The 11,523-nt window shown below is 59.3% G+C and carries 14 protein-coding genes and 2 tRNA genes; 9 read left to right on the plus strand and 7 right to left on the minus strand.

What is annotated here, in order from left to right; all coding sequences use genetic code 11:
* A partial coding sequence (folK, locus tag RI563_RS01735; protein WP_310692619.1) for a 2-amino-4-hydroxy-6-hydroxymethyldihydropteridine diphosphokinase occupies nucleotides 1-474 on the minus strand: 474 nt, incomplete at its 3' end.
* Nucleotide 475: 1 nt separating this feature from the next.
* A complete protein-coding gene (gene folB, locus RI563_RS01740; protein ID WP_310692620.1) occupies nucleotides 476-832 on the minus strand; it encodes a dihydroneopterin aldolase in 357 nt (118 codons plus the stop codon).
* A 94-nt stretch (nucleotides 833-926) separates the two neighbouring features.
* Between folB and plsY the strand changes: the two genes are divergently transcribed.
* Nucleotides 927-1,523 (plus strand): glycerol-3-phosphate 1-O-acyltransferase PlsY, encoded by a 597-nt coding sequence (gene plsY / locus RI563_RS01745; RefSeq protein WP_310692621.1) that lies wholly within the window; start codon nucleotides 927-929, stop codon nucleotides 1,521-1,523.
* Between the two features lie 189 nt (nucleotides 1,524-1,712).
* Here the strand turns inward: plsY and RI563_RS01750 are convergent, their stop codons facing one another.
* Together RI563_RS01750 and thiS are read right to left on the minus strand one after the other, a co-directional pair.
* The gene (locus RI563_RS01750; protein WP_310692622.1) at nucleotides 1,713-2,507 is read right to left on the minus strand and encodes a thiazole synthase; all 795 of its coding nucleotides are present in this window, start codon (nucleotides 2,505-2,507) and stop codon (nucleotides 1,713-1,715) included.
* A 63-nt stretch (nucleotides 2,508-2,570) separates the two neighbouring features.
* Nucleotides 2,571-2,771 (minus strand): sulfur carrier protein ThiS, encoded by a 201-nt coding sequence (gene thiS, locus RI563_RS01755; RefSeq protein WP_310692623.1) that lies wholly within the window; start codon nucleotides 2,769-2,771, stop codon nucleotides 2,571-2,573.
* A gap of 204 nt (nucleotides 2,772-2,975) precedes the next feature.
* On the opposite strand from thiS, the gene RI563_RS01760 reads away from it, so the two are divergent.
* Nucleotides 2,976-3,049 (plus strand) — tRNA-Gly (locus RI563_RS01760).
* Between the two features lie 29 nt (nucleotides 3,050-3,078).
* Here the strand turns inward: RI563_RS01760 and RI563_RS01765 are convergent.
* Nucleotides 3,079-3,945, minus strand: a complete 867-nt coding sequence (locus tag RI563_RS01765) for a methyl-accepting chemotaxis protein (protein WP_310692624.1) — start codon at nucleotides 3,943-3,945, stop codon at nucleotides 3,079-3,081.
* Between the two features lie 391 nt (nucleotides 3,946-4,336).
* Between RI563_RS01765 and RI563_RS01770 the strand changes: the two genes are divergently transcribed.
* The 6 genes from RI563_RS01770 to RI563_RS01795 all read left to right on the plus strand — a co-directional run bounded on the left by RI563_RS01770 (nucleotide 4,337) and on the right by RI563_RS01795 (nucleotide 9,169).
* Nucleotides 4,337-6,604, plus strand: a complete 2,268-nt coding sequence (locus tag RI563_RS01770; protein WP_310692625.1) for an AsmA family protein — start codon at nucleotides 4,337-4,339, stop codon at nucleotides 6,602-6,604.
* 4 nt (nucleotides 6,605-6,608) lie between these two features.
* On the plus strand, nucleotides 6,609-7,163 hold the full coding sequence (locus tag RI563_RS01775; protein WP_310692626.1) for an SRPBCC family protein: 555 nt from the start codon (nucleotides 6,609-6,611) through the stop codon (nucleotides 7,161-7,163).
* On the plus strand, nucleotides 7,153-8,232 hold the full coding sequence (gene mutY, locus RI563_RS01780; protein ID WP_310692627.1) for an A/G-specific adenine glycosylase: 1,080 nt from the start codon (nucleotides 7,153-7,155) through the stop codon (nucleotides 8,230-8,232). The genes RI563_RS01775 and mutY overlap by 11 nt, the downstream gene beginning before the upstream one ends.
* 23 nt (nucleotides 8,233-8,255) lie before the next feature.
* Nucleotides 8,256-8,528, plus strand: a complete 273-nt coding sequence (locus RI563_RS01785; RefSeq protein WP_310692628.1) for an oxidative damage protection protein — start codon at nucleotides 8,256-8,258, stop codon at nucleotides 8,526-8,528.
* A 173-nt stretch (nucleotides 8,529-8,701) separates the two neighbouring features.
* Nucleotides 8,702-8,777 (plus strand) — tRNA-Phe (locus RI563_RS01790).
* Between the two features lie 188 nt (nucleotides 8,778-8,965).
* Nucleotides 8,966-9,169 (plus strand): hypothetical protein, encoded by a 204-nt coding sequence (locus RI563_RS01795; RefSeq protein WP_310692629.1) that lies wholly within the window; start codon nucleotides 8,966-8,968, stop codon nucleotides 9,167-9,169.
* Here the strand turns inward: RI563_RS01795 and cysQ are convergent.
* Entirely contained in the window at nucleotides 9,163-9,966 is an 804-nt protein-coding gene (gene cysQ / locus RI563_RS01800) for a 3'(2'),5'-bisphosphate nucleotidase CysQ (protein WP_310692630.1), read from the minus strand. The genes RI563_RS01795 and cysQ overlap by 7 nt on opposite strands.
* 129 nt (nucleotides 9,967-10,095) lie before the next feature.
* Nucleotides 10,096-10,797 carry an alpha/beta hydrolase gene (locus RI563_RS01805; RefSeq protein WP_310692631.1) on the minus strand — a complete coding sequence of 234 codons (702 nt, stop codon included), beginning with the start codon at nucleotides 10,795-10,797 and terminating at the stop codon, nucleotides 10,096-10,098.
* Nucleotides 10,798-10,957: 160 nt separating this feature from the next.
* On the opposite strand from RI563_RS01805, the gene yrfG reads away from it, so the two are divergent.
* A partial coding sequence (gene yrfG / locus RI563_RS01810; protein WP_310692632.1) for a GMP/IMP nucleotidase occupies nucleotides 10,958-11,523 on the plus strand: 566 nt, incomplete at its 3' end.

Raw genomic sequence — 11,523 nt, forward strand, 5'->3', positions numbered from 1 at the left:
AATCGGCCAGAGCGACTGGCTGGCCTTGTCGAACTGTTGCCACAGTTCGGCCATGGTGGTCTGTTGCTGGGGGTGTTTGAGAGCCGGGGCGATCTCGGCCAGGGGTTGCAGGACGAAGGCGTTATGGGTGATCTCCTCGCGCGGAAGATCGATACCCTGATCCTGCAGATCCAGATCGTCATACAGCAGCAGATCCAGATCCAGGGTCCTGGATGAAAAGCGCGGGCCGGTGCGTTTGCGCCCGTAGCGGTTTTCGATATCGTGCAGGGTATCAAGGACCTGTTGTACGGGCTGATCCGTTTTCAATCCGGCGACCAGGTTAAGGAAGTTGTCACCTTCGAATCCGACCGAAGCGCTTTCGTACACGCTGGAGAGGACCAGTTCACCGTACTGCTCTCTCAGTGCATGAATGGCACCGCGAATATTGTGTTCCGCGTCGATATTGCTGCCGATGCTGATGTAGATCTGTGCCATATCAGGCCTGCGCGCCGCGCTCGATGATCACGCCCACATCCCGGGCGCCGCGCACCGCGCCCTGCTTGTTGAGCCGGATCCGTACCCAGGGCACACTGAATTCGCCCAGAATGATTTCGGCGACTTTTTCCGCCAGGGTTTCGACCAGCTGGTATTCGCTTTCTTCCACAAAGCCGATGATGCGTTTGGCCACCGCCTTGTAGTTGAGGGTGTCGTCGATGTGGTCGCTGGCGGCTGCCTGACGGATGTCGGCACCCATCTCCAGATCCAGCACCACGGTCTGCTTGATGCGCCGCTCCCAGTCATAAATACCGATGACGGTATCGATGCGCAGATCGTTGAGGTAGATAATATCCATACTCGTACAACTTTGCCTGATCAACTGGCGCCCAACTATACACGGCTTGCGCCAATCCCTCTATAATCCGGCCTCCAGTGGGGAGGATTTATCCATGGAAATCATCGACTACAGTCTGATAGCGGGCGCTTATCTGCTCGGCTCGCTCTCATCGGCCATCATCGTCTGCAAGCTGGCGGGGCTGCCCGATCCGCGCGGCACGGGCTCCGGCAATCCCGGCGCCACCAATGTGCTGCGCCTGGGCAGCAAGAAAGCGGCCGTCGTCACGTTGCTCGGCGATATGCTCAAGGGGTTGCTACCGGTGCTGCTGGCGGTCGCGCTGCAGGTCAACCCGCTGGTGCTGGGACTGGTTGGATTCGCGGCCTTCGTTGGCCATTTGTATCCGGTGTTTTTCCGGTTCAGGGGCGGCAAGGGCGTGGCGACGCTGCTGGGCGTGTTGTTCGGGTTTAATCTCTGGGTGGGTCTGGCGACGGCCGCCACCTGGCTGTTTATTGCCAAAGGCTTGAAGATCTCTTCCCTGTCAGCGCTGGTCGCCATGGCGCTGGCGCCGGTTTATGTGTGGCTGATTCTCGGTCCGGTATGGGAACTGGTGATCGCCACCGCCGCCATGGCGGTGCTCTCCTTCTGGCGCCATCGCAGCAACATCGCCCGGCTGGTCAAAGGGGAAGAGAGCCTGATCGGGAAAAACTGATTTTATCCCCGCAGTGACGCGGGAAACATTTCAGGTGTGCTTTTGGGTCCGCCAATGCACGCAAATAAACGCAAACTAACTTAAAACACATTAGATTATATTCGCGTTGATTCGCGTGCATTTGCGGACTGAAAATATTCCTTTCCCTGCGTTCTCGTTCCTGGCACCTCTGCAAGGATTCTCGAGAGTTTAGAAAAAGGTCCCGTCCAGTGGCGACGAGGCACTGGCGTACTGCTTGCGGGGTACACGCCCGGCCAGGTAGGCCTCGCGGCCGGCCTCGATGGCTTTTTTCATGGCCGAGGCCATCAGCACCGGATTCTGCGCGCCGGCGATGGCGGTGTTCATCAACACGCCGTCGCACCCCAGCTCCATGGCCACCGCCGCATCGGAGGCAGTGCCGACCCCGGCGTCCACCAGCACCGGCACGCTCAATTCGTCGATAATAAAGCGGATGTTATAGGGATTGCGGATCCCCAGCCCTGAACCGATGGGCGCGGCCAGCGGCATCACCGCCACGCAACCCATGGCTTCGAGTTCCCTGGCGATGATCAGATCGTCGGTGGTATAGACCATCACCTTGAAGCCGTCCTGGATCAGGGTCTCGGCCGCCTTGAGGGTCTGCTGCACATCGGGGAACAGGGTCTTCTCGTCGCCCAGCACTTCCAGTTTGACCAGATCGTGACCGTCCAGCAGCTCGCGGGCCAGGCGGCAGGTGCGCACGGCATCCTCGGCGGTATAGCAACCGGCGGTGTTGGGAAGGATGGTGTATTTGTCCGTCGGGATGGCATCGAGCAGGTTGGGCTCTTCCGGGTTCTGGCCGATGTTGCTGCGACGTACCGCCACGGTGACGATCTCGGCGCCGGAGGCCTCGGTGGCCAGGCGGGTCTCTTCCAGATCTTTGTATTTACCACTGCCGACCAGCAGACGGGAATGGTATTCCTTGCCGGCGATCGTCAACGGGGTGTCGTGTTTACTGCTGCTCATGGTCCATCCTGAAAATCGGGCGGGTGAAAAAAGCGATTATACCCTTTCGGGCAGGCCGACAGATCAACCGCCGCCCACGGCGTGGACGATTTCGACCCGATCGCCGTCGGCAAAGGTATGTTCGGCATAACGGCTGCGCGGCAGAATCTCCCGATTCACCTCCATGGCGATACGCCGCCCCCCGAGCCCCATCTGCTCGACCAGTGTCGCCGCGGTCAGCCCCGGCTCGATCTGCTTGTCTTCGCCATTGACGATAATCTGCATCCTTCCGTCCACCCGAATATCACGTAATAACAGGGAGTCGGCCGCGCAGGCCGTTTGCGAGAGTCACTATATTACCAGTTGCGGGCTTACTGCGTCAGGATCAAGGGGCCAGGGGCTAGAGACCAGAACCGGCCCGGGTCCGGGTTTTCCTCGTCACTCGTCCCTGGTACCTCGCCCCTGCTCGCGCTAGAATAGCGCGAGCCCGCGGGTGTAGTTCAATGGTAGAACCGGAGCTTCCCAAGCTTCTAATGTGGGTTCGATTCCCATCACCCGCTCCATCTTTAAAACCATTATTCCTGCCAGTTAATTATTCCCGGGTTTGTTCATGCTGTTCGGCCAGCCCCGAACAGGCGTTGCGTAACTGATCCAGCCGGATTTCGGTCTGGCGGCTGATCTCGCGTAACTGGCGCAAAAGAGCCAGCGCCTGTCCGGCTATCTCTTCTGTTGTTTCCGGGGGACTATCCGATATGGCGCCGTTATCTTGCATCTTGACGGCCTCACTGATTTCCCCGACATACTGGCGAATTTTCCAGGCCAGGCTGCCGGTTTCACGCGTCACCGTGACAATATTCTCCGACCGCTCACCACTGCGCGCGGCCTCGATCGCCGCGTTGAGGGCAATTCTATCGGTCTGCTCGGCCAGTTCCTCGAGAATGGCCAGCACACTGTGCAACGAGAGATCCACTTCTTCGCCGAGGGCCTCGACCACGCCGGGCTTGCTGTCGAGACAGCGCTCCAGTAATTCCAGCATCGCCTGCTGCAGCTCCAGATCCTGTTGAATGTCGACTACGGTCCGGGCCAATAGCCGGGCCTGTCGTGCGGGCAGTGAAAAAACGTTGTCCGCCTGGGATTGGCCAGCCAAACGGCCGTAAAGGAGATCGCGCAGCGCCGAGCGAAACTGACGGACCATGGTGAGACGCGGCGTACTCGATGGCATGGCGGGTGTGCAGTGTTGTTCCCTGAGACAAACAGTGGCCCATTTCAGGGTGTCCCGGTACTGGCGGTTTCGGTACCAGAGCCAGCCGGCCCCACCGGCCAGTAGCACAAACAGCAGCGACTGGAACCAGGGCAAAACCATGCCCCGGCTTGCAAGCACGACAAGCAGGACACTACCCAGCAACAGGAGGGCACCTGGCCAGAGCTGTTTCAACGTCATCACCCTTGCGCTGTGCATGGTGTGCCTGCCTGTGCCGACAAATCGGCACGCCAAAAAGACCCACTGCAATCATAGACAATGTGCGCTAATTTCCTATAGGGGAAACTACTTATAATACAGTACGATTCACAAGGTTATTTGTCCCTGAACTCAAACCGCAATCCGGCACGACCCAATCATCCGACGAAGTCGTATAAACGTCGCCAGAATCTGGCCGACCGCTGCGCCTTGCTGAAGGAGAGTCTGCCGTTACACGTCTTCGCCATTCCCGTTCATAATTCCGGCCCAGTGAAGGGCAACACATAAACAAACCGGCGAACAAGCGGCATCGCAGACGTGTTCCCTCTACCGAAGCCGATGAGACACTGATACTTTATAGGACCGACCCACCGGCCCTGACAGGAATGCCATGAGAGCCTTTTTCAAAATCGTACTGATAATCCTGGTGGCGATCGTCTTGTTGCTGCTGGCGACCATCGCCGTCGTCACCCTGGTGATTGACCCGAATGATTACAAAGACCAGATCAGCGAGACCGTCGAGGCACAGACCGGTCGCCAGCTGAGTATTCCCGGTGAAATTAACTGGAGCTTCTTCCCCTGGCTGGGCGTGGAGCTGGGTGAAGTGCGCCTGGGCAACGCACCGGGCTTTGAACCGGAAACCTTTGCCGCCGTGCAGCAGGTCGAGGTACGGGTCCGCCTGTGGCCGTTGCTGTTCGCCGAGCTGGAAGTCGGCCAGATTATCCTCGACGGACTGGATGTGACCCTGCAACGCAATGCGGCCGGTGTCAGCAACTGGGACGATTTACTGCAACCGGCCCCCGCGCAGGCCGAACCGACGCCTGAACCGAGCCAGGCCTCGGGACCGCCACCGCTGGCCGCGCTGGCGGTGGCCGGGCTGGAAATTCGTCAGGCGCGCATCGTCTGGGACGATCGCAGTAGCGGGCAATATTTCGCTGTGGATCCGCTCAACCTGAGCCTCGGTCGGGTGGCCCTGGCCACGCCAGTCCCCCTGCAGGCCGACTTTCGGCTGCAAAGTCGTGCACCGCAAATGGATGGACGGGGCAAACTGTCACTGCAGTTCACCGCCCATCTGGAGCGCCAGCAATTGCTGCTGGAAGACCTGCAGTTTCAGACCGACCTGAACAGCCCGTTGCTGCCCGGCGGCCAGGGCGAGGCGCGCCTGGCGGCTCCACGACTCCACCTGGATCTGGCCCGGCAAACCGCCACGGCCGAAGCGCTGTCCTTGCGCAGTTTCGATCTACGCCTGCAAGCGGATATCGAGGCCAGTCGGATACTGCAGGCCCCACGCTACCAGGCCAGCGTGACACTGGCCCCGTTCTCGCCCCAAACGCTGTTACAACAACTGCAGATCGATCTGCCGCCGATGGCCGACGACGAAGCCCTGAGCACGGCGCAACTGAACGCACAAATCAGTGGTGACAGCCAGCAGGCCACGGTCTCCGATCTGTTTGTCCAGTTTGACGAGAGTGAATTGAGCGGGGAACTGGCTGTCAGCAACTTCACCCGGCCTGCGATCACCTACGCACTGACGCTCAATCAAATTGATGTGGATCGTTATCTGCCCCCTGCGACCGACACACCGGCCACGGGGGCGAATGAAACACCCGCCGATCAACGCAAACCGGTTCCCGCAACCCCGGCCAGCGCGACGGCAGCGGCGGCGGATCTGATTCCGGTCGAGGTGATTCGTCCCCTGGACATCGACGGGACACTGCGCATCAATCGACTCAAGGCGATGAACCTGCACTCCCGCGAGATTCGCATTACCACCCGTGCCCGGGACGGCCGGATTCGGTTGCATCCACTGGGCGCGCAACTTTACGAGGGCAACTACAGCGGGGATATCCGCCTGGATGTGACCGGCAACACCCCGCGAATGAATCTGGATGAGAGTATTACCGGCGTTCAGATCGGCCCGCTGCTGCAGGATCTGTGGGGCGATGACAAACTGCGTGGGCGCACCGACCTGTCACTGGCTTTGAGCGCTACCGGCAATGACCCGCAGGCTATTCGCCAGACCCTCAGCGGTAACACCCGGTTTGCCGTGCACGAGGCCGAGGTCAGGGACATCGACATGGCGCAACTGCAAAACGTCGTCAACGAGATCGACAATGACCTCAAGGCCGTCATCAACGCCGGCAACCTGCTGGAAGCCAAACAGCGACTGGATCATATTCAACAGAAGTTCGACAACATCAAGAACCCGCAAGCGGACAACGCCAGTTACTTCTCCGAGATTACCGGCACCGTGAATATCAAAAACGGACTGGCACGCAACGAGGATCTGCAGGCCCGCCTGCCGTTTGGTCGGATTCGGGGTGAAGGCACTTTTGATCTGGTGCGGCTCTACAGCGACTATACAGCCTTTATCAAACTGACCTCCAAAGGCGAGGTCGAACAGGGTAAAACCTACGCGCAGATGGATCGCACGCCCTTCAAGATTCATTTCAAGGGACCGCTTGACGAACTGAAGCCACAGCCGGACTTCAGCGATTATCTGCGCAGCGAAGGCCAAAAAGCACTCGATGACATTGAAGAGAAGGCCAAAGCCGAGCTGAAAAAGAAAGCGGACGAGAAAGTCGAGGAAGAAAAGGACAAGCTGAAACAGAAACTCGAGGAGAAAGCTGGCGACATGCTCAAGAATTTGTTCAAGTAGGCCGGTGACCCGACGACTCGCCAGCCTGCTGTTGTTGTTATGCCTGTGCGTGCCGTTATCCGCCGGGGAAGTGCTGCACTCGCAGGTCCGCCGCGATGGCGATCATTTTCTCCTTCACCTGCAAATGCGCATTGACGCCCCGCACGGGCGGGTTTACCGGCATCTGACCGATTACGCCCGGCTCGATCAACTGAGTAACGTGATCGTCCGCAGCCGGATCCTCGAGGAGGGTGACAACCGGCAGCGCATCGAGGTCATCAGCGAGGGCTGTGTGCTGATGTTCTGTCGGCAGGTCACCCAGGTCCAGATCGCCACCACGCTGGGACAGGGCTATATCCGCCTGATCGACGATCCGCAGCACAGCGATTTTCAATCGGGTCGCACCCTGTGGCATATTGCCCCGGCCGACGACGGCACCCATGTGACCCTCAGCGCCGATTTGCAACCGGGTTTCTGGGTCCCGCCGGTGATCGGCACGGCCATCTTCAAGCACAAACTGCTCAACGAAAGCACCACCTTGATCAATAACCTGGAGCAACAGGCCCGAAATGCCCCCTGAAGCCAAACCCACTACACAGGCCACATTCAGCGGGCGGCTGCTCGACTGGTTCGATCGCTGCGGCCGACACGATCTGCCCTGGCAAGCGGGACGCTCCGCCTACCGGGTCTGGGTGTCGGAGATCATGCTGCAACAGACCCAGGTGGCGACCGTGATTCCCTATTTCGAACGCTTCATGGCGCGCTTTCCCGATATCCGTGCGCTGGCCGACGCCGAACTGGACGAGGTGCTGCACCTGTGGACCGGGCTGGGGTATTACGCCCGGGGACGCAACCTGCACAGGGCGGCGCAGCAGATCCGCGATCAGCACGGCGGCCAATTCCCGACCGATTTCGAGCAGGTACTGGCCCTGCCCGGTATCGGGCGTTCCACCGCCGGGGCTATCCTGGCCCAGGCGCACGAACAGCGTTTCGCAATTCTCGATGGCAACGTCAAACGGGTTCTCGCCCGCTATCACGCCGTACCCGGCTGGCCGGGCGAAAAAGCGGTGGAGAGACGCCTGTGGGAACTGGCCGAGACCTATACGCCGACAGACCGGATTCGCGACTACACCCAGGCGATCATGGATCTCGGTGCCACGATTTGCCGCCGGCGCCAGCCCGACTGCCCGGCCTGCCCGCTGGCGGAGGGGTGTCAGGCCCGCCGGCAGGGCAACCCCCACGATTATCCCGGGCGCAAGCCGCGCAAGGCGCTGCCGGTACGCCAGACCACCATGCTGATTCTGCAAAACAGCGCGGGCGAGGTCCTGCTGGAGCAGCGTCCGCCAGCCGGCATCTGGGGCGGACTGTGGAGCTTTCCCGAGTGCCCGGCGCAGACGCCCGCCCGGCAGTGGTGCGCCAAGCAGCTGGGCCTGGAGACCACAGAACTGGCCCCGCAACCGCCACTGCGCCATACCTTCAGCCATTACCATCTGGATATTCAGCCGCTGCGCGGACACATCACGGCGCAGGATTCGCGAATTATGGAACCGAGTAAAAGAGTCTGGTATAACACACGCCGGCCTGACGAACGGGGCCTGCCCGCGCCGGTCAAGGCCCTGCTGCAGGAACTGGCCGCCACATCCGATTAAATACCCGAGCGAAGGAGATTTTCATGGCCCGTATGGTGCATTGCGCGAAACTCAATAAAGAAGCCGAAGGGCTGGACATGCCCCCCTACCCGGGCGAACTGGGCAAACGGATCTACGAGAACGTCTCCAAGGAAGCCTGGCAGAAGTGGCTCCAGCAGCAGACCATGCTGATCAACGAATACCGCCTCAGCCCCATGAACCCCGAACACCGTAAAATGCTCGAGGACCAGATGGAGAAATTCTTCTTCGGCGAAGGGGCCGACACCCCTGAAGGCTACGTGCCGCCCTCCGCCTGATTCGACTTGACGCCGGGGTCGCTTTTCACGTTAAATACGCGGCTCTTGCCCATAAGGGCCAAGGGACGAGTAACGAGTGACGAGGAACAGCCTTTCGTCACCCGACAGGCAGAAAACAGCGGCATGACCCGGTTTTACTCGCCCCTCGTCCCTCGTAACTCGTCACTGATATTGGCCGGGTAGCTCAGTCGGTAGAGCAGGGGATTGAAAATCCCCGTGTCGGCAGTTCGATTCTGTCCCCGGCCACCATCTTTCCAGTAACTAGGAGCTAGATACTAGTGACTAGACACTGTTCCATAGCTCCCTCCGGCCAGCATGCCCTGTCCGGTAATTCTGTACCAATAGCCGGAAATATCCTCCGCATTTATCGCGATTGTGCCTGTAGCGCCGATCAAGCGCCATTTGCAAACGCCTGAGCCCGACTTCTACCCCGGCCCATGACTCTCGATGATCCCAAGCTCAGTCAGTATCTTGATCACCTCTGCAATCAGGGATGCACAGCGGTCCGCGAGGCAATAGAACAGATGGAAGCCGGTGACAATATTCCTGAACTGGCCAGTTTGAGCCCGGCCGAACAAGGGCGTGTGTTAGAGGAACTCAAGGCCATTATGGCGGTGTACGACAGCCGCGGTTATCACTGAAGGTATTCGGCCCAGTTGATCGAGCGATCGCCGAACACCAGAAAGTGGGGATTGAGCAGTTCTTCCTTGGTGTTGTAACGCAGCGGTTGCATGCTGGTATCGGTCATGCATCCGCCGGCCTCTTCCACGATACACTGCGCCGCCGCAGTATCCCATTCCGAAGTCGGCCCGAGACGGGCATACAGATCGGCCGTGCCTTCGGCCACCAGGCAGGACTTGAGTGCGCTGCCCATACTGATGATTTCGTAATTATCAAGCTGGGCGATGAAATTCTTGAACTCGGGAGTCTGGTGCGAACGACTTCCGGCGATGATCATCTTATCCGGACAGTGTTCCCGCACCCGGATGGCTTGTGGGTCATCCAGGCCGCTGCGCTTGTAGGCGCCCAGTCCGTGGGCGGCATAATAGAGACTGCCAATCACCGGCGCATACACCACGCCAAGGATCGGCTCGTGATCGTCGATCAGCGCAATATTCACGGTGAACTCGCCGTTGCGCTTTATGAATTCGCGGGTACCGTCCAGCGGATCCACCAGCCAGTAAGTCGACCAGCTGGCCCGTTCGTCAAAGCTCATCGGCTTTGACTCCTCGGAGAGAATCGGCAACTGCGGCGTCAACGCTCTCAGGCCGGCTTCGACTGCCTCATGGGCCGCCATATCGGCTTCGGTCAGCGGCGTGCTGTCTTCCTTCTCCTCAACCGAGAAGCCCTGTTCGTAGATCACCATGATTCGCCGGCCGGCTTCATAGGCGATCCTTTTCACCGGATCGATGAGGGTTTTCAGTTGCTTGTGACTCATGGGAGCACGATACACCTGGGTAGCCGAATGCTGGCGCGTATTGTGCCAGCATTCCCCGGCCAACTCCATGTATCAATGCCGAGCCGGTCGCCAGGGATTTCGGCACGACCCGCACGACAGATCGCAGCCTCAGTTAACCGCGGCAAGCCGAAACATCAACTCGGTATTCAGACGCCCTTCAAACCAGGCATTGAAACTGATCCCATCGCGACGCTGATCGACATCAAAGCCGGTTTGCTGTTGCGGTGACACGGACACCAGTTGCAAGCCGGTGCCACTGTAGTCGATATCCATGCTGACCCGCATCGGATAATAGCCATCCAGGAACTTGCGCATGAACGGACCGTTATGCATGGTAAAGCGCCCATTCTCACGGCTTTGCAGCGCCCGGGTCCAGCCCGAGACACACAGCCGGGCGCCGGCACGCACGTCCCGCAGCTGGACACTGTTATCCTCTACCCAGCTTTCGCTGATGTTATCGGCCCGGGTAATAGCCAGATCGCGGATGCGCCCCTTTTTGAACAGGATCTGAACCCGGCTGAACTCGTCCATATTATCGTGGCATTGCTGCAACCTGACCCAGCCGGTGGCCAGACTCAATTCACTGATCACCAGTTTGTTATGGTGATGATGCACCGGCTTGCCTGGCGGCTGCCGGAGAAAAACCAGATTACCTTCATTGACATTCGCCGCCGAGCTGGCAGGCGGATGGGGGTCATCGCTCTCGAACCAGCGCTCCAGCTCCTCCTGCGACAGTTGCTGTCCCGTTGCCGGACCGCCGCCAACCAGTAGCAGCAGGCCGGCCAGAAAAATTTTGCCATAGCTGTTCATAACCGCCTCCAACACACTGCCCTACACGATAAGCCTAGATCAAAATCCTGCAATCGGGTACGTTTACGGGATACCGTTTCACCCCGCACAACCCGTCGAAAACCGCTTTTGCGGGAAGGGTTAATCACAAACCGGACCTGGCTTACCCTGGTTGACACCGATGCTTGACTGGAATTCCATCGAAACCGTGCTGCTGGACATGGATGGCACCCTGCTGGACCTGAATTTTGATACCTATTTCTGGACCGAGCATGTACCGCGTCGCTATGCCGAAAAACACGCGATGGAAATCGCGGCTGCCAAGCAGGCGTTATACCCGGTATTTCGCCGCATCGAGGGCACCCTCAACTGGTACTGTGTGGATTACTGGAGCGAGACCCTGGATATGGATATCGCCGCCCTCAAGGCCGAGATCGATCACCTGATTGCCATTCACCCTTACGTGACCGACTTCCTCGATCAATTACGCGAGCAGGGCAAAACCAGCGTGCTGGTAACCAACGCCCACCCCAAGAGCCTGCAGCTCAAGTTCGAACGCACCGCCCTGCACAATCATGTTGAACATGTAGTTTGCTCTCACGAGTTCGGTACCCCCAAGGAGGAGCAGGATTTCTGGCACCGGCTGCACGACAGACTCCCCTACCACAACGACCGCACCCTGCTGATCGACGACAGCCTGCCGGTCCTGCGCTCGGCACGTAAATACGGCATAGGCCACCTGCTGGC

The sequence above is a fragment of the Thiohalophilus sp. genome (assembly GCF_031581315.1).
Taxonomy (GTDB): domain Bacteria; phylum Pseudomonadota; class Gammaproteobacteria; order UBA6429; family Thiohalophilaceae; genus Thiohalophilus.